Origin of the sequence: Flagellimonas yonaguniensis, from assembly GCF_029193885.1 — a bacterium.
Taxonomy (GTDB): Bacteria; Bacteroidota; Bacteroidia; order Flavobacteriales; family Flavobacteriaceae; genus Flagellimonas; species Flagellimonas yonaguniensis.
Window position 1 is genome coordinate 31,073 of record NZ_JARFVB010000010.1, and the last position, 19,491, is coordinate 50,563.

Annotated in this window: 15 protein-coding genes; 12 read left to right on the top strand and 3 right to left on the bottom strand. The window is 42.2% G+C overall.

Annotated features, from left to right (window positions below):
• Nucleotides 1-26: 26 nt before the first annotated feature.
• On the bottom strand, nucleotides 27-1,223 hold the full coding sequence (locus tag PY092_RS14260; RefSeq protein WP_275616556.1) for a heparan-alpha-glucosaminide N-acetyltransferase domain-containing protein: 1,197 nt from the start codon (nucleotides 1,221-1,223) through the stop codon (nucleotides 27-29).
• Between the two features lie 130 nt (nucleotides 1,224-1,353).
• Here PY092_RS14260 and PY092_RS14265 point away from each other — a divergent pair, with 130 nt between their 5' ends.
• From PY092_RS14265 to PY092_RS14290, 6 genes are all read left to right on the top strand, one after another.
• Nucleotides 1,354-1,887 carry an NADPH-dependent FMN reductase gene (locus PY092_RS14265; RefSeq protein WP_275616476.1) on the top strand — a complete coding sequence of 178 codons (534 nt, stop codon included), beginning with the start codon at nucleotides 1,354-1,356 and terminating at the stop codon, nucleotides 1,885-1,887.
• A 6-nt stretch (nucleotides 1,888-1,893) separates the two neighbouring features.
• Complete coding sequence (locus PY092_RS14270) at nucleotides 1,894-3,177, top strand: anthranilate synthase component I family protein (protein ID WP_275616477.1); 1,284 nt, start codon at nucleotides 1,894-1,896, stop codon at nucleotides 3,175-3,177.
• A gap of 58 nt (nucleotides 3,178-3,235) precedes the next feature.
• Complete coding sequence (tilS, locus tag PY092_RS14275) at nucleotides 3,236-4,507, top strand: tRNA lysidine(34) synthetase TilS (RefSeq protein WP_275616478.1); 1,272 nt, start codon at nucleotides 3,236-3,238, stop codon at nucleotides 4,505-4,507.
• Nucleotides 4,504-6,483 carry a protein-disulfide reductase DsbD family protein gene (locus tag PY092_RS14280; protein WP_275616479.1) on the top strand — a complete coding sequence of 660 codons (1,980 nt, stop codon included), beginning with the start codon at nucleotides 4,504-4,506 and terminating at the stop codon, nucleotides 6,481-6,483. Before tilS ends, PY092_RS14280 begins: the two co-directional genes overlap by 4 nt.
• A gap of 87 nt (nucleotides 6,484-6,570) precedes the next feature.
• Complete coding sequence (locus PY092_RS14285) at nucleotides 6,571-8,958, top strand: penicillin acylase family protein (RefSeq protein WP_275616480.1); 2,388 nt, start codon at nucleotides 6,571-6,573, stop codon at nucleotides 8,956-8,958.
• A gap of 107 nt (nucleotides 8,959-9,065) precedes the next feature.
• Entirely contained in the window at nucleotides 9,066-10,601 is a 1,536-nt protein-coding gene (locus PY092_RS14290) for a YifB family Mg chelatase-like AAA ATPase (protein ID WP_275616481.1), read from the top strand.
• Nucleotides 10,602-10,603: 2 nt separating this feature from the next.
• Here the strand turns inward: PY092_RS14290 and PY092_RS14295 are convergent, their stop codons facing one another.
• Entirely contained in the window at nucleotides 10,604-12,031 is a 1,428-nt protein-coding gene (locus PY092_RS14295; protein WP_275616482.1) for a M20 family peptidase, read from the bottom strand.
• A gap of 211 nt (nucleotides 12,032-12,242) precedes the next feature.
• Between PY092_RS14295 and PY092_RS14300 the strand changes: the two genes are divergently transcribed.
• The gene (locus PY092_RS14300) at nucleotides 12,243-12,653 is read left to right on the top strand and encodes a hypothetical protein (RefSeq protein ID WP_275616483.1); all 411 of its coding nucleotides are present in this window, start codon (nucleotides 12,243-12,245) and stop codon (nucleotides 12,651-12,653) included.
• Here PY092_RS14300 and PY092_RS14305 read toward each other — a convergent pair.
• Nucleotides 12,650-13,093 carry a hypothetical protein gene (locus PY092_RS14305; protein WP_275616484.1) on the bottom strand — a complete coding sequence of 148 codons (444 nt, stop codon included), beginning with the start codon at nucleotides 13,091-13,093 and terminating at the stop codon, nucleotides 12,650-12,652. The two genes, PY092_RS14300 and PY092_RS14305, sit on opposite strands and share 4 nt — an antisense overlap.
• 273 nt (nucleotides 13,094-13,366) lie before the next feature.
• On the opposite strand from PY092_RS14305, the gene pxpA reads away from it, so the two are divergent.
• The 5 genes from pxpA (at nucleotide 13,367) to ilvB (ending at nucleotide 19,479) form a co-directional block, all read left to right on the top strand.
• A complete protein-coding gene (pxpA, locus tag PY092_RS14310) occupies nucleotides 13,367-14,110 on the top strand; it encodes a 5-oxoprolinase subunit PxpA (RefSeq protein WP_275616485.1) in 744 nt (247 codons plus the stop codon).
• Complete coding sequence (pxpB, locus tag PY092_RS14315; protein ID WP_275616486.1) at nucleotides 14,107-14,841, top strand: 5-oxoprolinase subunit PxpB; 735 nt, start codon at nucleotides 14,107-14,109, stop codon at nucleotides 14,839-14,841. The genes pxpA and pxpB overlap by 4 nt, the downstream gene beginning before the upstream one ends.
• Nucleotides 14,834-15,673 carry a 5-oxoprolinase subunit C family protein gene (locus tag PY092_RS14320; protein ID WP_275616487.1) on the top strand — a complete coding sequence of 280 codons (840 nt, stop codon included), beginning with the start codon at nucleotides 14,834-14,836 and terminating at the stop codon, nucleotides 15,671-15,673. The genes pxpB and PY092_RS14320 overlap by 8 nt, the downstream gene beginning before the upstream one ends.
• Before the next feature lie 359 nt (nucleotides 15,674-16,032).
• A complete protein-coding gene (gene ilvD / locus PY092_RS14325; protein ID WP_275616488.1) occupies nucleotides 16,033-17,709 on the top strand; it encodes a dihydroxy-acid dehydratase in 1,677 nt (558 codons plus the stop codon).
• Between the two features lie 36 nt (nucleotides 17,710-17,745).
• Nucleotides 17,746-19,479, top strand: a complete 1,734-nt coding sequence (gene ilvB / locus PY092_RS14330) for a biosynthetic-type acetolactate synthase large subunit (RefSeq protein WP_275616489.1) — start codon at nucleotides 17,746-17,748, stop codon at nucleotides 19,477-19,479.
• The last annotated feature ends 12 nt before the right edge of the window (nucleotides 19,480-19,491 follow it).

Sequence of the window (19,491 nt, forward strand, 5' to 3'; positions counted from 1 at the left end):
ATTCAGTCTTAGGATTGGATGCTTTTTTAGCTCCGAACGGTACGCAATACCCGACGTAGAAAAAGTCGGAACCTAATGAAAATCTCGCGGAGTAAAGGGGTGGTAACATCCTTCAATTCTATAAGCTGCGACTTGGCAAACAAAACCCCTGTAGTGATTTGCCATTTGATGCCCGCTTCATATTTGTTGTATTGCAAGGCCAAAAATGTACAGGCAACCATGAAAGCGAGGGCACCGGGAATCGCAATTTCTGGAGCAAGTGAATGATTGAAGAACCGGTACAGGCCCAATCCGGTAAAACTTCCATAAAGGATAATGAAGTGAATCACGTAGATGGAAAGCGTGCTTGCCCCGATTTTTAAAACCGTTTTGTTCGTCATCAATTGGCGAAGTATCATGAATACGGCAAAGACCACAAAAACATTCCCCAAGCGGATAAATAGATAGTTGTTGGACAAAATCAATTTGAGGAATTCAAATCCGGTCCAATCATATAATACGGCAAAAGCTGCAGTTGACTGGTAAATAAGTAAATAACCAACCGCCAAAGCAATGGAAATGGCAGCAGGGTACAAATACCTGTAATTTTTGAATCTAGTGAACAGTACCGAGATAAAAGCACCGATGGTAGTGTACCCAAACCAAGGGATTATGGTAAATACCGACCCATTGGCCTTGGTAAAGTAATTCGCCAAGAAATCGGGCAAAAAGGCAAAGGACCAATCTTTATATACCCTTTCAAACAAGAAAAGCACCAATGTGATGATCACAAGAACGGTAGGGAATACATATTTTCTCTTTTTGGCCGTAAGCACATAAACACCGATAAGTCCCAAAATGGATAGTCCGATGCAATGCAGTACATCCACAAGATAAAAAGCATTGTAGATATGGCCTTTTAAAAGGCCACCAAGGTTCAGCCGCAATAAATAACCAATGGCCAAAAGCTGCAACCCTCTTCGAATTCCTTTGGAAACCCTGGGGTTTTCCATTCCAGTTTGTGGAACCCGAATCAATAAATAGGTAAAGATAAAACCAGAGACCGTGAAAAAGACAGGGGCGGTAATTCCCCTAAAATAAAGCCAAATATTGTAAATGGTATTGCTGGAATCCCTAAAAACAGGGTCCAACAATCCATCGATGAAGTGCCCTTGGAGCATCATCAAAATGGCCCATGCCCGCATGGCATCGATAAAAAATAACCTGTTGCTTTTGGCTGTCATCTGGTTCATGTTCACCCTATATACTTGTTTTGCAAGTGGTTTGGACGTTCGTCGTGCCAAAAATATACAAAATAGTCGCATCTGTCCTTCTATTGGGGTATTTTAGCAAAACAATCAAGAATTTTATGATATGGCTGCAATTTTAGCATTTGCAGGAAGCAATTCATCCACTTCCATTAATTTTAAATTGGTAAAACACACCGTTTCGTTGGTGCAAGGTTATGATATTCAGATACTCAACATGGCAGAACACCCCTTTCCGGTGTTCAGTGAAGACCTTGAGAAAGCAGAAGGGTATTCCAGTTCATTGAAGGAATTGAATGGGCAAATCAATAGTGCAAATGGCTTGGTTCTTTCCGTTAATGAGCATAATGGGAATCCATCTGCTTATTTCAAAAATGTATTGGATTGGCTGTCCCGATTGGACCGTAAGTTTTTGGAAGAGACAAAGGTGCTGTTAATGTCCACTTCTGGAGGAAAGCGAGGCGGGAAAGGTTCTTTGGCGGTAGTTGAAAATATGCTGCCGAGGTTTGGCGCGGAAGTCGTGGCCACTTTCTCCTTGCCGTCTTTTTATGATACGTTTGATGAGGACGACATTTTGGACAAAGATTTGAAAAATGAACACCAAAGTGCATTGGAAACTTTTTTGGATTCGTTAAAATAACAGGTATTGCGAACACAACGTTCTTTTAAGATAGATTCCCTTTTACAAAGTAAAAAAGCCCTATTCGAGTGGTCCAGAGGTTTTGAAGACGCGGTTTGGTTGGATGGCAATTCGCACGAAGACCCCTATTCCAGTTTTGAAGCCTGTCTAGCTGTTGGAGTATCACAAAGGCTACAAACGGCAGAAGGCTTGGGTACCTTTTTGGAAAATGAAAATGATTGGTTGTTTGGCTACTTTTCCTATGATTTTAAAAATGAACTGGAAAATTTGTCTTCCCATAATACGGATGCTCTGGACTTTCCTACCATACAGTTTTTTCAACCCAACAAACTCATTTTTGTTGCCAACGGACAGCTTCATTTTAATTATTTAGAGCCTTTTGCTGATGAAATTGAAACCGATTATGAGGAAATGATCAATTACCAACAAAAGGAATCATCTATCAAGCAGAGCGATTCCATCAAGATAAAAATGCGTATCCACAAAGATGCCTATTTTGATAAAGCCAATCGTTTTCTGGAACACATCCACAGGGGAGACATTTACGAGGCCAATTTTTGTCAAGAGTTTTATGCAGAGGAAGTTGATATTGATCCGTGGGAAACCTATCGGAAACTGAACGCTATATCGGAACCGCCTTTTGCAGCTTTCGCAAAACTGGATGATAACTATTTGATGTGTGCATCGCCTGAACGGTACATCAAAAAAATAGGTCAGAAAGTGATTTCCCAACCCATAAAAGGCACGGCACGAAGGGGGAAAGATGAATTGGAGGATAAAAAAATCAAAAAAGAACTGTCTCAAGATCAAAAAGAACGCTCGGAAAATATCATGATCACCGATTTGGTCCGTAACGATTTATCCAAAAGTGCATTACAGGGTTCTGTTGAGGTTAAAGAACTTTGTAAACCGTACACCTTTAAGCAAGTACATCAATTGATCTCCACTATAGTTTCAAAAGTACAGCCGGGCAAAAATCCCTTGGAATTGATCAAGGAAACCTTTCCGATGGGTAGCATGACGGGTGCCCCGAAAATATCGGCAATGAACATCATTGAGGAATTGGAAGAGACCAAACGTGGTCTCTACAGTGGAGCTGTTGGCTATTTTGCTCCAAATGGGGATTTTGATTTCAATGTGGTTATCAGGAGTATTCTGTACAATGCCACCAAAAGATATGTGTCCTTTTCCGTGGGGAGTGCCATTACCTCAAAATCTGACCCGGAAATGGAATATGCGGAATGTTTGCTCAAGGCCAAAGCCATGCGAACCGTTTTGGAAGAAGGCTGAGGTTTATTCGTAAATTCGCAACATGTTCCCAAAGTTCAAACAGCATACAACCAGCGCAATGCCCTTTCTTAAAGGACAAAGGCTTCTATTGGCCTGTAGTGGAGGTGTGGATAGTGTTGTGCTGGCCCATTTATGTGTTGCTGAGGAAATGGATGTGGCCTTGGCCCATTGCAATTTTAACCTCCGCGACGAGGAAAGTGATGGCGACGAGACATTTGTACGAGAGTTGGCCTCAAAATTAAAGGTTGAAGTCTTTGTGAAACGATTTAATACCGAGCAATATGCCGAAAAAAAACGTTTGTCCGTACAGATGGCAGCCAGGGAGTTGCGCTATCAATGGTTTGATGAAGTATTGCAAACCAAAGGTTTTGACTATGTTTTGACGGCCCACCATGCTGATGATAGTTTGGAAACCTTCCTGATCAATTTGTCCCGTGGAACAGGAATCGATGGTCTTTCTGGAATTCCCGAAGTGAACGAAAAAGTAGTTCGACCCTTGTTGTCGTTTTCACAAGAAGAAATTTTGGATTATGCCAAAAACAATAATATTAGCTGGCGGGAGGATAGCAGCAACGCCAGTACCAAATACCTTCGCAATAAGATTCGTCACGAGATCGTGCCCACGTTAAAGGAATTGCATCCCACCTTTTTGCGGAATTTTCTCAATACACAGCATTATTTGCAGCAGACCAATGACTTGGTCAACCATCATTTGGGGGAATTAAGGGCCAAATTGTTTGAGCAAAGTGACGGTGTCATCAAAATACCTATTGCCGAACTGCAAAAACTGCAACCTTTGGAATCCTATTTATATGGATTGTTCAAAGAATACGGCTTCACAGAATGGAACGACGTGAAAAATCTGTTGACTGCCATGAGCGGCAAACAAGTATTTTCCCAAACCCATCAGTTGCTCAAGGATAGGGATTGTCTTATGCTGTCCAAAATAAAAAATAAAGTCAAAGGGACATACACGGTCTCTTTGGATATAGACACTTCCGAATTGCCCATTAAATTAAAGCTGGAAGAGGTTGGAGCCCTAGAGGAACAGGGCAAAAATGTCGTATTTTTGGACAAGGAAAAGTTAAACTTTCCGTTAGTGTTAAGGAATTGGGAAAAAGGCGACTATTTTTATCCCTTTGGGATGCAAGGCAAGAAAAAGCTGTCCAAATTCTTCAAGGACGAGAAGTTGGATGTGCTTTCCAAGGAAAAACAATGGTTGCTCTGCTCGGACAACAAAATTGTTTGGGTTGTGGGCAAACGTGCAGACGAACGATTCAAGGTCGATGATTCGACCAAGCAAATACTAAAGATTACGCAGTTTACATGAGATTATCGGTTCTCTTTTTAGGATTATTCTTCATTAATCTAACCACATTCGCCCAAACGGATGAAAATCCTGCAGTTTGGAGCCATGAAGTGCATAAGTTGTCCGATACCGAATACGAATTGGTGTTCAAGGGCAGAATTATGGATGGATGGCATGTGTATTCCCAGTACACTGCTGAAGGCGGCTCGCTCCCCAGCGAGTTTACCTTTGAAAAGGCAGGAGAGGATTACGAACTCATCGGCAAAACGGAAGAGAGCGAGACCATAAAGGAGTACAGTGACATTTTCGAGGTGGAGGAGACTTTTTTTAAGGGAGAAGCTATTTTCACTCAGAAAATTAAATTGCTGAATCTCGATATCAACCAGGTTTCAGTGAATCTCTTTTACCAAATATGTAAGGAGGTTTGCCTTCCCGTTGATGAGTATTTTCAAATTTCATTGGACGGAAGCGGGTTTGTTTCCGAAGAGGCATCTTTGGATGAGCGAAGTGTGGCTTTGGGAGAATCCCTGAAAGTGGATTTAAAGAACAAACAACTGCTCAACCAAGATGGGGTTATGGATTCCGAAGGAAAATCCAATCTGTGGGTCATTTTTGGACTGGGTTTTATAGGTGGATTGATTGCTTTGTTGACCCCCTGTGTATTCCCGATGATTCCATTGACCGTTTCGTTTTTCACCAAACAAACACAGAACAAACCAAAGGGTATCGGTAATGCCTTGCTTTACGGGTTCTTTATTGTTTTGATTTATTTCTTGTTGAGTTTGCCGTTCCATTTGTTCAATTCGGTGGACTCGCAGATATTGAACACGATAGCCACGAACATCTGGCTCAACGTGTTCTTCTTTGTCATATTTGTATTCTTTGCCTTTTCGTTCTTTGGGTATTACGAGTTGACGCTGCCCAGTTCTTGGGCCAATAAGATGGATTCCGCCTCGTCCAAAGTGGGAGGTGGGCTCGGTATCTTTTTCATGGCATTGACCTTGGCCATTGTATCTTTTTCTTGTACAGGTCCTATTTTGGGCGGACTTCTGGGAAGTACCACGTTGGCAGAAGGTAATGTAGCTACTAATTTAACCTCCGGAATGGTCGGTTTTGGTTTGGCGTTGGCTTTGCCATTTGCCTTGTTCGCCATGTTCCCGGCTTGGTTGAATTCCTTGCCCAAGTCCGGTGGTTGGATGACCACTGTGAAAGTGGTACTTGGTTTCTTGGAATTGGCCTTGGCTTTCAAATTCTTGTCCAATGCCGATTTGGTGGGTAACTGGGGCATTTTTAAACGAGAGATCTTTGTGGGTATTTGGGTGGTGCTCTTCATTTTGATGACACTTTACCTTTTTGGAATATTTGGATTTCCGCATGATGGACCCAAGAAAAATTTATCGCCAGCTAGGAAGATAGTTGGTTTGGTAAGCTTTGCTTTTACCGTGTATTTGGTCCTTGGGTTGTTCAATATCAGTAATCTAAAACTGTTGAGCGGATTCCCTCCACCTAGTTTTTACAGTGTTGTGGAAACAGAGAGTGATTGTCCGTTGGGATTGGATTGTTACAAGGATTTTGAAGAAGGTGTGGCATACGCACAAGAGGTGAACAAACCCATTTTGCTCGATTTTACGGGCTGGGCTTGTGTGAACTGTAGGAAAATGGAAGAGAACGTTTGGAGCGATTCCAAAGTGTATCCAATCCTCAAAGAGGATTATGTGTTGATTTCGCTTTATGTGGATGATAGAAAGGAACTTCCCGAATCCGAGCAATTCGATTTTAAATACGATTCAGGGCGTGTAAAATCCATTGAGACCATAGGTCAAAAATGGGGGACATTTCAAACCATCAATTTTAACGCGGCATCACAACCATACTACGTACTGCTATCCCCAAATTTAGAAATCCTAAACGAGGCGGTACAATACGTTGATGTTGAAACCTATGAGCAGTGGTTGAAATCCGGATTGGAGAAACACCATCTTTCCATCAACAAATAGTTGATTATTCGTCCATATTTTTTCAACCATCTAAGAAATTAATTATACCTTGGGATGGTCTATTGACTTAATAACCCATCATCTCTCGTGAAAAAGTACAAAAAGATTCTCCTTGCGCTCGCAGGACTGCTTTTACTTGTAATTATTGGCATTGCCATTTTTATCAATAGCTTGAAACCTGATTATAGCGGGAAAAAATCCTTGCCTGGTATATCCGATGAAGTAACCACGTATTTTGATCCCTATGGGATTCCACACATTTATGCACAAAACGAAAAGGATGCGATTAAAGTGTTGGGCTATGTGCATGCGCAGGACAGATTATGGCAGATGGAACTCCTGCGTAGGGTGGCCAAAGGACGACTTTCCGAGGTTTTTGGGGAGGATATGGTCAAGACGGATAAGTTCTTCCTCTCTTTGGGCATAGATGACCATACTAAAGCAACCATTTCCAATCTTGATAAGCAAAGCGAAACCATTGCACTTTCACAAGCTTACTTGGATGGAATCAACGAGTTCATTAAACAAGGACCAACACCCATCGAATTTTATTTGACCGGTATTGAAAAAGAGCCGTTTACCATTGAAGATGTTTACAATGCCGTAGGATATATGGCCTTCAGTTTTGCCATGGCCCATAAAACCGACCCCTTATTGACGAGTATGCGCAATAAGTTAGGGGATGATTATATAAGGGAGCTGGCCGTAAGTTCGGATACTTCCACCGTATGGATAAAAAACCACAAAGGGGAAGAAACCGATACTTTGGGCACCAATATTACCGCTAGTGTCACTTCGGCCCTTGAAAAACTTCCCATCCCACAGTTTGAAGGGAGTAATAGCTGGGTGGTGGCACCAAAGAAGACAAAAAACGGAAAAGTGATTTTTGCCAACGACCCGCATATTGGCTTTGCCCAACCTTCAGTATGGTACGAGGCCCATGTGAGCACTCCGACCTATGAAAAATATGGATACCATCTCGCGGGAGTGCCGTTTCCTTTGTTGGGTCATGATAGGAATTTGGCCTATGGCCTTACCATGTTCGAGAACGATGATATTGATTTTTATTACGAGGAAACCAATCCTTCCGATAGTACCCAATACAAAACCGCTGAAGGTTGGGAAAATTATGAATTTGTAAACAAGACCATTAAAGTAAAAGATGGGGATGATGTTACGTTTACCTACAAGAAAACACATCATGGCCCTATCTTGAACAATATTGCAGATCAAATTTCCGGAGAACGACCAGTGGCCATGTCTTGGATATATACCAAACCCACGAATATGGTATTGCATGCCTTGTTCGGATTGAGTCATGCGACCAATATAGAAGAGTTTAAAAGTGCCCTGCCCAACATTCATGCGCCAGGACTCAACGTCATGTATGGTGATGCCCAAGGGAATGTTGCTTGGTGGGCCACGGCCAAACTTTACGAGATGCCCGATAGCCTGTCCACCAAGTTTATCTTGGATGGGGCATCAGGGAATGAAGAACCGTTGCGTTATCTGGATTTCTCGGAAAACCCCATGGCGGAGAATCCACCTTGGAACTATGTGTATTCCGCCAATAATCAACCAGATTCGATTGCAGGAATGCTTTATCCGGGGTACTATTTGCCGGAAAACAGGGCAAAACGCATTGTTCAATTACTGGATGCCAAGGATGACTGGGACAAGGAGTCCATATCAGAAATGATATTGGATGATACATCCCCTGTGAATACGGAATTGATCACGGAATTGATCAAACTGTTCGATGTCACACATTTGAACAATGAACAATTGGTAATGGTGGATTCTTTGAAAAACTGGAATGGAAAATATTCTTTGACGAGTACAAGCCCGACCTTATACCATAGAGCACTCTATTATATGGTCAAGAATACCATGGAAGACGAATTGGGGCCAGAGATGTTCAACCAATTTCTGTCGACCCACCTTTTTAAAAGACAGATTGCATGGGGAGGTAAAATGGAGACCGGAAAATGGTGGGACAACATTAATACTCCCGATGTAGTGGAAACGCGGGAGGAAATGGTCATAAAGTCTTTTTCCGACGCTTGGAATTCCCTTGTTGAAGACTTTGGTCCAGATTCCAGCCAATGGACATGGGACAAAGTACATACCTTGGAGCATGAGCACCCATTTGGTCAGGTGGCATCGCTTCGTAAGTATTTTAATGTGGGGCCGTTTCCTGTCAATGGAACCCGTGAAGTTATCAACAACCTTGCTTTTCCTTACGATAGCACAGGTTTTTACAAAGTAAACTCCGGGCCATCAACCCGTAGGATCATCGACTTTTCCGATGTGGAGAACAGCATCAGCATATTGCCCACAGGCCAATCTGGAAATCCGCTGAGCAAACACTATGATGATCAAGCCCAAATGTATGTCAACGGAGAGTTTCGTAAAATGATGATGAACCAACAGGAAATAGAGGAAACCGCTGAATCCGTTTTGATCTTCCGTTAATTCAAAAGGGGCATTCGTCAATTCATATTGGGGCATTCGTCAAAAGGGGGATCTTTTTTGTAAAGGGATTGGCTATTTTTTCAGTCTTTTTCAATTAGAAAACCCTTATGCTCATAAAAGTTTACGGAAGTGCCGTTTTTGGCATTGAGGCCACCACCATTATTGTGGAAGTCAATATCGATAAAGGAATAGGCTATCATTTGGTGGGATTGCCCGATAATGCCATCAAGGAAAGTAACTATCGAATTGCCGCTGCATTACAGAACAACGGTTATCGAATCCCAGGGAAGAAAATAACCATCAATATGGCACCTGCCGATTTGAGAAAGGAAGGATCCGCTTACGATTTGACCTTGGCCATAGGTATTTTGGCCGCATCGGACCAGATTCGCTCCGAGAACATCGAAAACTATTTGATCATGGGGGAGCTTTCCCTTGATGGAAGCCTGCAACCCATCAAAGGGGCCTTGCCCATTGCCATAAAAGCACAAGAAGAAGGTTTCCAAGGGTTTATTCTTCCCAAAGAGAATGCCAACGAAGCCGCAGTGGTTGATGGATTGAAAGTTTACGGTGTGGATAATATCAAAGAAGTCATTGATTTCTTTGATGTGGACGCTCCTTTGGAGCAAACCAAGATTGATGCCCAACAAGAGTTTTACGAAAACCTACACTTTCCAGCGTTTGATTTTGCCGATGTAAAAGGACAGGAAAGCATAAAACGATGTATGGAGATAGCGGCTGCGGGAGGACACAATATTATTTTGATTGGGCCCCCAGGAGCAGGGAAAACGATGTTGGCAAAGCGATTGCCCTCCATTTTACCACCGATGACGCTTCACGAAGCATTGGAAACCACTAAAATCCATAGTGTGGTCGGAAAAGTGAAGAACAAGGGATTGATGAGCCAACGGCCTTTTAGAAATCCACACCATACCATAAGCTCTGCCGCCCTCGTTGGGGGAGGCAGTTATCCGCAGCCCGGAGAGATTTCACTATCGCACAATGGAGTGTTGTTTTTGGATGAACTTCCAGAGTTTGAGCGTCGGGTTCTGGAAGTAATGCGACAACCCATGGAAGATAGGGAAGTGACCATAGCCCGTGCTCAGTTTACGGTAACCTACCCCAGTAGTTTTATGTTGGTAGCCAGTATGAACCCAAGTCCTGGAGGGTATTTTAACGACCCCGATGCTCCAGTGACATCCTCTCCTGCGGAAATGCAGCGATATTTGGGTAAAATCTCGGGGCCATTATTGGACAGGATAGACATTCATATTGAAGTGACCCCGGTTCCTTTTGATAAATTATCCGAAGACAGGAAAGGGGAGGGCAGTGTGGTCATTAGAAAAAGGGTGGAAGCGGCACGGGAAATCCAAACCAGAAGATTTGAACAGGTTGATGGTATTCACTACAATGCCCAAATGGGAACAAAGCACATCAGGAAGTTCTGCAAGTTGAATGAGTCTTCCAAAAATCTATTAAAAGATGCGATGCAGCGTTTAAATCTTTCAGCCCGTGCCTACGATAGAATTTTAAAGGTTTCCAGAACCATTGCCGATTTGGAGCAATCCGAACAGGTGGTGGAAAACCATATTTCCGAAGCTATACAGTACCGTAGTTTGGATCGCGAGGGTTGGTTGGGCTGACTTTAATTGAACCTTTTGATCAAATTATAGGTGAAAATTATCATTTCCTTGTAATTATCCTTTCTGATTTTCTCATCTATTCCGTGAAACCTTGTCATACTATCAGGACCAATGCGAATAGGATAAAATCGGTATACATCATCGGAAATATCATAAAAATACCTTGCATCGGTTCCGCCACCAATTAAACCCGGTACAACAACTGCTTCTGGAAAAACGGAACGTATGATTTTTTCAAGGTTTTTGAAAGCTTCCGAGTCAATGCTGGAAACAGGGGACGGATTTGTGGCAAAACCAGTGGTTTCAACCTTTATTTCATCTCCAATGGTCTTTTGGATATGTTGTCTTACGGATTCAATGGTTTCTCCGGGCAAAATCCTAAAATTCACAGTGGCCTTGCCAACAGTTGGGATCACATTGTCCTTCACACCACCTTCGATTATTGTGGGGGCTGTGGTAGTATGGGCATTCAATGCTTTGAGAACGGGTCCTTTGAACAACCATGGATTGGCAAATGCCAATTTTTTGAAAAATGGCATTTCTGCCCCCATATATTCAAATTGATAATCTATGGGCTTTACCATTTTATAGGGAAGCTGATTGTTTTCTAAATCCACGATTGCTTGCGCGAGCATTCCAAGTGTATTGTCTTCTGGTGGGGCGGAACTATGGCCTCCGGTAGTTTCAACAATAAGGTTAAAGGATACATACCCTTTCTCTGCCAAGTTTACCATAGCAACTGTTTTGTCAAAATCAGGAACCATATTTTTGGCCAAAAACCCACCTTCGTCCAAGGCCATTGCGGCATGAATCCCTTTTTCTTTCAAATGGGCAGCTATTGCTTTGGCTCCATGTTCCCCTCCCAGTTCTTCATCATGTCCAAATGCTAGATAAATGGTTTGTTTTGGTGCAAAGGATTCCTGAAGTAACATTTCAACAGATTCCATGAGTGCCATAAGGGAACTTTTATCATCCATGGTTCCTCTTCCGATAATATGGCTGTCGGTTATGATTCCCTCGAACGGCCCTGCCTCCCAATTGTCAAGGGTTGGCAGGTCCACAGGCACCACATCTTGATGTGAAAGGAGTATGATTGGCTTTTTAGATGGATCGCTACCTTTCCAAGTATAGAGCAGACTATAATCATTGATTTTTTCCAATGTCAGATTTTGATGAAGTAGGGGAAAAGATTCTTCCAAAAATTGATGGAACCCATTAAATGCTGTCGAGTCGGGAATAGCTTCTTCACTAAAGGAAATAGTTTTGAATTGAACAGCTTTGGACAAGTTCAGGAAAGCCATTTCAGGAAACTTCATTGTTGCCAGCGGTTCGGGGTCAACTTGTTTGGAACTAAGCGATAAGGTTTTGAATATCAATATGGCAGCAATGATCAAGATTAGGGCTAGGATTCCAAGGATAATTTTTTTCATGGTTGGTTTGGTTGTTTCTCCCAAATTATATAAAAATATTGATGAATCGATAATTGGGGAGAAATAGTTAAGTCTACTGTTATTGAACAAATTCACAATACAGTTAACTTATTTGGAAAGATATTCAATTATTACGTTAAATATTGATTAACTCGCTGTTAATTAGAATTTTGAACCTTAATTTCGCACGATTTTCAGAAAATTAGAGAACATGCAATTTGTGGAGTTGAACCCAATGGGGAATTTTGACCCTTGGGAGCAGGAGAAGATTGATGAGTTGCTGCATCAAAACATCAAAGAGTCGTTGAGCAATAGATTGGTTTTTGAAGATGAGAGCATCAAACTTTGGGACCTTTATCTTCTTCCAGGTGAACGACTTGATTTTAGAAAGCACAATACCAATTATGCCTGGGTGTGCACAACAGGTGGCTTACTCATAACCCGATATGGGAATGGTAAAATCGATATGATTAAACTAAATCAAGGCGATACCGAGTATTTCGAAAACAGAGGCAAAAACTATGTCAACGATCTGGAAAATATCGGCGAGGATATTGTTGTCATCAATATTTTGGAATACAAACAGGCCAAAAAAGAAAACAGCATTCAGTTCTGTAACTAAATGGCCTTGATGTTTGCCTTTAAACCAGAGATGATGCCCAAAATGTTTTCCACGGTTTCGTCCAGATAATATTTAATGGCCAAATGTGGAATCCTGATGGTGGTAAATCCATTTTTAAAGGAATGCATGGCCTCTTCTAAGTCGTTTATGGCTTGTTCGTGGGTAATCATGTTGTTGTTCTTGTCAATCTCGATATTGAGTTTGACACGTGATATGGCAATATCAACAGATTTTTTACCATCCCACCATTCCAACATGGGGTGGACACCAGCAGCTTTCAAAGCAAAAAATAAATGGATGGCTTCAATCGGGGTGTCGTTGTCCAATATTACTTTTTTGATGAGTTTCGTATGTCGTTCGCAAAGCGCTACACCTAAAGACTCTTTCGAATCCTTAAACTGTTGGGGGTTGATGTCTTTGCCACAATCCTTACATGTCATAAGTTTTTGTCGGGTTTAAGTCTAAGTATGATTTGGGACTATTATAACTTTCAGATTTTTGAAATAGTATAAAAATTCGATGTACGGCATTTCACTTTTAGACGAAATGCACTTTTTCGGATGAAATACATGTTTTGTCCATTTATCCTTTTTAATTTAATCGCCTTAAAATCAGGAATTCTTTAGTTTAGAATCCCTTTGGAGTAGCCATTGATAGCATTTGCTATATTTCTTGGAGTAAAAAGTATATTTAGGGGCAATCGGAATGTTTTGATGAATCAGTTTAAGATAGATATTAATTGTGATGTTGGTGAGGGAGTTGGCAATGAGGCCGATATTTTTCCTTTCATAAGCTCCTGCAATATTGCTTGTGGCGGTCATGCAGGTAATACGAAAACCATGTTGAGGATAGCTTCACTCGCTAAAAAACACAATTTAAAGGTGGGTTCGCACCCCTCATACCCCGATAAAGCCAATTTTGGCCGGGAAGTGATGGATATTTCCCACCAAGATCTAATACAAAGTATTAAGCAGCAATTGTCTGATTTTGATGACATTTTAAAACGGAAAGGAATTCCTTTGCATCATATCAAAGCACATGGAGCCTTGTATAATCAAACGGCAAAGGACGAAAAGTTGGCAATGGTCTATTTGGATGCTATTGAAGTTTACAAGGAGAAGGCCATTCTCTATGTTCCTTTTGATTCAGCAGTAGCAAAAATAGCGGAAGAACGTGGATTTAAAATCTGGTTTGAGGCCTTTGCGGACCGCAATTACAATGCCGACTTATCCCTTGTTTCCAGAAAAGAGGAAAACGCTTTGATCGAAGATCCTGAAGCTGTTTTACAACACATATTGCCCATCATTAAAAAAGGTAAGGTGTTTACTATTGATGGCAAAGCGAGCAACATTCAAGTAGATACGCTTTGCATTCATGGCGATACGGTTTCTGCATTAAAAATATTAACGTATCTTTCTAGGGCATTACCCCAAAATAAGGTGCAAATAGCAAAGTGAAAAGTTACCCCATCAGCATCAAACCTTTCGGAGAACGAGCTGTTTTAGTGGAATGGCCCGAAAAGGTAAGTGAATCCATTTTGGCGGATATCCTCGATTTTATGGACGCTTTCAAGGAGCTGAAAATCCCTGGTTGGGAGATGTCAGTTGCCTATAATTCCTTGACGATGGTCTATAACCAAGACCATATCGATTTTGAGGAGACCAAAAACATGATTCTGGATTGTCAAGAACGACAGGCCAAATCCAAAACGGAACGTGTCCAACACTTATGGACGTTGCCGGTATGCTACGACCTTGAATTTGGAATGGATATTGAAGAAACTTCCAAGACATTGGGTTTATCTATCGAGGAACTCATTGAACAGCATACATCGCATCAATATGTGGTGTATGGCATCGGTTTTTTGCCCGGTTTTATGTATTTGGGCGGACTTCCTTCTTCTTTGGAGATTCCCCGTAGAGGTGAGCCAAGGTTAAAAGTCCAGAAAGGTTCGGTAGGCTTGGCCAGTAAGCAAACAGGTATTTATCCGCAGGATTCACCGGGAGGTTGGAATATCATTGGTAATTGCCCAGTGGACTTGTTCGACCCAAGCAAAGAGCATCCTTGTTTTGTGAAGGTAGGGGATAAAATACAGTTCGAGAGCATTTCCAAAGCCGAATATGAACTTCATAAAATTGAAGGCGAAGTTGGTATTTACGAACCCGAAAAAGTTGTGCTGAATGCTTAAAGTATTGAAAGCAGGTCTTTATTTAAGCATCCAAGACCTTGGGCGGTTCGGTCATCGGGATATCGGGGTGCCCATTGCGGGTGCCATGGATGTGGAATCGGTAAAAAAAGCCAATCTTTTACTGGAAAATGACGAGAATGATGCCGTACTGGAAATCACGATGACTGGTCCTACACTACAATTTGATACCGATACGTATATTAGTTTGTCAGGAGCCCATATTGTGGCCACGTTGAACAACGAGCCCATTGATAACTATACCGTGATCAAAATTGGCAAAGGGGATATCCTGTCCTATGGCCGTTTGGAGAAAGGATTTAGGGGGTATTTAGCCGTCAAAGGTGGTTTTCAATCAAAAAGGGTACTCGATAGCCGCTCTCAATTTTATCCGGTAACCAAATCGTCTCGGCTTAAGGATGGGGATGATGTGCCTTATGCGGCAACAACGGATTACGAACCCAAAATTTCGGAAGTGAAGATTGAAGAACATTTTGAAAATACCATTTTAAAAGTGTACAAAGGCCCTGAGTTTTCATTGTTGTCCGACGGTCAGCTCACGGAAATATTTTCAAAGCCGTATTCCGTTTCCAAGGAAAACAACCGAATGGCCTATCAGCTATCTGAATTGATTACGGGACATTCGCACTCCATGTTGACATCCGGAACCCTTCCAGGAACCATACAATTGACTCCCGCAGGCCGTATGATTATTTTAATGAAGGATGGCCAAACCACTGGGGGGTATCCCCGGATACTTCAATTGAGCGAGGAATCCATCTCGGTACTTGCACAGAAAAAATATGGGGATGAACTAGTATTCAAGCTAGTCTGATAATATATCTTACTTGCTCAATGCTAATTCATAATATTTTTCGTAACATTGACCTATGAAAGTAAATAAACAAGTCATTATCGAGGTCGTGATTATTCCAGAAATGGAGTGATACAGACTTGTTATTGACTGAAAAGGCCTGTATCCCACACGATACAGGCCTTTTTTATTGTAATAAAATTAATTGAATATTGGAATTTTAATCAACCTAAAAAACTGAAATACAGTAAATTATGTTTATTATGTTTCCAGTGGATTTAAACAGCCACCAACTGTTAAAAATCTAGGGCTTTTTAAACATTTATCTTTGAATTACGGTATATATTCAGAAGAATACTGTATTTGAATGAAATTTGATAATGGAATTAAACAAGTTTAGTAAGAAAGTAACTCAAGATCCAACGCTGCCAGCCGCTCAGGCCATGTTGCATGCGATTGGGCTAACAGACGAAGATTTACAAAAACCTTTAATCGGAATAGCGAGCACAGGGTACGAGGGCAATCCTTGCAATATGCACCTCAATGATTTGGCCCTCGATGTAAAAAAAGGAGTGGAGTCCTCTAATTTGGTTGGGCTTATCTTCAATACCATTGGGGTAAGTGATGGGATATCGAACGGGACCCCTGGAATGCGTTACTCTCTGCCATCACGGGACATCATTGCGGATTCCATTGAGACAGTTATCCACGCTATGAGTTACGACGGATTGGTAACCGTGGTGGGGTGTGATAAAAACATGCCCGGGGCATTAATGGCCCAATTGCGGTTGAACCGTCCATCCATTTTAGTATATGGAGGAACTATTGCGCCAGGCTGCCACAACAACAAAAAACTGGATATTATCTCAGCTTTTGAAGCGTACGGACAAAAAGTGGCCGGAGCTATTGATGAGAAAGAATATAAAGAAGTCATCCACAAGGCCTGTCCAGGAGCTGGAGCCTGTGGGGGTATGTACACCGCCAACACCATGGCGTCTGCCATTGAGGCGATGGGCATGTCCATGCCTTTCAACTCCTCCATTCCGGCTGTAAATGACAAAAAGCAAGCAGATTGTGAAGCCTCCGGTGCCGCATTGTACCATTTGCTAAAAGAAGATATTAAACCAAGGGACATCGTGACCAAAAGGTCCTTGGAAAATGCATTTAGGTTGGTGACCGTACTCGGAGGATCGACCAATGCAGTGCTTCACTTTATGGCCATAGCACACGCAGCTGAGGTTGATTTTACACTGGAAGACATCACAAGAATCAGTGAATCCACTCCATTGTTGGCTGATTTAAAGCCAAGTGGAAAATATTTGATGGAAGACCTTCACAAAGTAGGAGGGGTTCCAGCGGTATTGAAATATATGCTGAAAGAAGGTATGCTTCATGGTGATTGTATGACGGTCACAGGAAAAACTTTGGCCGAAAACTTGTTGGACGCCCCGGATTTGGCAGAAGGTCAAGATATTATCAGAAAGAAAGAGCAGCCTATAAAGGAAACAGGTCATATCCGTATTTTATATGGTAACCTTGCTTCTGAAGGGGCTGTGGCCAAAATCACAGGTAAGGAAGGGCTTGAATTTACAGGAACAGCTCGTGTTTTTGACAGCGAAGTTGCTGTTAACGAAGGTATCCATACTGGCAAGGTCCAAAAAGGGGACGTAGTGGTCATCCGTTACGAAGGGCCTAAAGGAGCACCAGGGATGCCCGAAATGCTGAAACCCACTTCTGCCATCATGGGTGCTGGACTGGGAAAAGATGTAGCCTTGATCACTGATGGAAGATTCTCTGGTGGTTCCCACGGATTTGTAGTGGGACACGTTTCCCCCGAAGCACAAGTAGGTGGTGGAATTGCCTTGGTAAAAGATGGAGATGAAATTACCATTGATGCCGTCAAAAATACCATCAATATTAACATTTCGGACGAAGAGTATGAACAACGAAGAAAAGAATGGAAGCAACCTGAATTGAAAATAAAATCAGGAAGCTTGTACAAATATGCCAAAACGGTATCATCAGCAGCAAAAGGCTGTGTTACCGATTTGTTTTAACAATTATGATAGGGGTATCTCCCTAAATATAAGCTTATGGAGACATTAAAAGCACAAAAAAAAGATAGTAAAAGTCAAAAAGCCATCAGGATTACTGGTGCTGAGGCGATTATCCATTGCTTGCTAGCAGAAGGAGTGGATTTGATTTACGGTTACCCAGGCGGTGCCATTATGCCCGTTTATGACGAATTATATAAGTTTCAAGACAAACTGACCCACATTCTGACGCGTCACGAACAAGGGGCTACACATGCCGCCCAAGGCTACGCTAGGGTTACCGGAAAAGTAGGGGTTGCCATGGCAACTTCTGGGCCAGGTGCAACCAACTTGGTAACGGGGATAGCCGATGCACAGATAGACTCCACTCCCATGGTGTGTATCACGGGGCAGGTAACTAGAAGTCTTTTGGGGTCGGATGCATTCCAAGAAACAGATATCGTAGGTATCTCCACACCTGTGACCAAGTGGAATTACCAGATTACCAAAGTCGAAGAGATTCCGGAAATCATGGCGAAGGCATTCTATATTGCCAAATCAGGGAGACCCGGTCCGGTTTTGATAGACATCACGAAAAATGCCCAGTTCGACGAATTGGACTTCACTTATGAAAAATGTACTGGGGTAAGGAGTTATAAGCCTGTCCCTGAACCTGATATTTCTGCTATTGAAAAGGCAGCCGAATTGATTAACAATGCCAAGAAACCGTATATCGTATTTGGTCAAGGTGTCATTTTAGGCAAGGCAGAAGAAGAATTGAAAGCTTTAGTGGAAAAAGCGGGAATCCCTGCCGCGTGGACCATTCTTGGGCTGTCCGCTATGGATACCGACCATCCGCTGAATGTGGGTATGGTGGGGATGCACGGGAATTATGGCCCCAATATGTTGACGAACGAATGCGATGTGCTCATTGCCATCGGAATGCGTTTCGATGATCGTGTGACGGGGGATTTGAACACCTACGCAAAACAGGCCAAAATCATTCATTTTGAGATAGACCCAGCTGAGGTCAACAAAAATGTAAAAGTGGATGTCGCTGTTTTGGGCAATGCAAAGGAAACTTTGGGGCAGATACTCCCAATGCTCGATAAAAAAGAGCATAAGGAATGGAAGGCCGAGTTTGATAAAATGTATCAAATCGAATACGATACCTTGATCAATAAAGATATTCATCCGACCAAAGAAGGATTGACCATGGGAGAGGTGATTGAGCAAATCAATGTGGCTTCCGATCAAAAAGCTGTGATTGTTTCCGATGTGGGACAGCATCAAATGATTGCCTGTCGATATGCCAAGTTCAAGCAATCAAAGAGCAATATAACCTCAGGTGGTCTGGGGACCATGGGATTTGGTCTTCCAGCAGCCATAGGGGCCAAAATGGGCGCTATGGATCGCGAAGTAGTGGCCATCATCGGTGACGGTGGTTACCAAATGACCATTCAGGAGTTAGGTGTAATTTTCCAGCACAATGTACCTGTAAAGATTGTGGTCCTGAACAACGATCACTTGGGAATGGTGCGTCAATGGCAAGAACTTTTCTTTGATAGACGCTATGCTTCCACGGTAATGACCAATCCAGATTTTGTAAAAATCGCGGAAGGATACCATATCAAATCAAGAAGGGTTACAGAACGCACAGATCTTGAGGGCGCAGTGGAAGAAATGATGGCATCCAAAGACCCATACTTTTTGGAGGTAAAAGTGGAAAAAGAGGACAACGTATTCCCTATGATTCCATCGGGAGCATCCGTTTCAGATATTAGATTAAAATAAAAACAGATCAAC

Excerpts from the sequence above, each read along its gene's own strand:
- PY092_RS14305 (WP_275616484.1), bottom strand. The coding sequence starts at position 13,093 with ATGACATGTAAGGATTGTGGCAAAGACATCAACCCCCAACAGTTTAAG.
- PY092_RS14260 (WP_275616556.1), bottom strand. The coding sequence starts at position 1,223 with ATGACAGCCAAAAGCAACAGGTTATTTTTTATCGATGCCATGCGGGCA.
- ilvD (WP_275616488.1), top strand. The coding sequence starts at position 16,033 with ATGGAATTAAACAAGTTTAGTAAGAAAGTAACTCAAGATCCAACGCTG.
- pxpA (WP_275616485.1), top strand. The coding sequence starts at position 13,367 with ATGAATCAGTTTAAGATAGATATTAATTGTGATGTTGGTGAGGGAGTT.
- PY092_RS14320 (WP_275616487.1), top strand. The coding sequence starts at position 14,834 with ATGCTTAAAGTATTGAAAGCAGGTCTTTATTTAAGCATCCAAGACCTT.
- PY092_RS14295 (WP_275616482.1), bottom strand. The coding sequence starts at position 12,031 with ATGAAAAAAATTATCCTTGGAATCCTAGCCCTAATCTTGATCATTGCT.
- PY092_RS14290 (WP_275616481.1), top strand. The coding sequence starts at position 9,066 with ATGCTCATAAAAGTTTACGGAAGTGCCGTTTTTGGCATTGAGGCCACC.
- tilS (WP_275616478.1), top strand. The coding sequence starts at position 3,236 with ATGCCCTTTCTTAAAGGACAAAGGCTTCTATTGGCCTGTAGTGGAGGT.
- PY092_RS14300 (WP_275616483.1), top strand. The coding sequence starts at position 12,243 with ATGCAATTTGTGGAGTTGAACCCAATGGGGAATTTTGACCCTTGGGAG.
- ilvB (WP_275616489.1), top strand. The coding sequence starts at position 17,746 with ATGGAGACATTAAAAGCACAAAAAAAAGATAGTAAAAGTCAAAAAGCC.
- PY092_RS14265 (WP_275616476.1), top strand. The coding sequence starts at position 1,354 with ATGGCTGCAATTTTAGCATTTGCAGGAAGCAATTCATCCACTTCCATT.
- PY092_RS14280 (WP_275616479.1), top strand. The coding sequence starts at position 4,504 with ATGAGATTATCGGTTCTCTTTTTAGGATTATTCTTCATTAATCTAACC.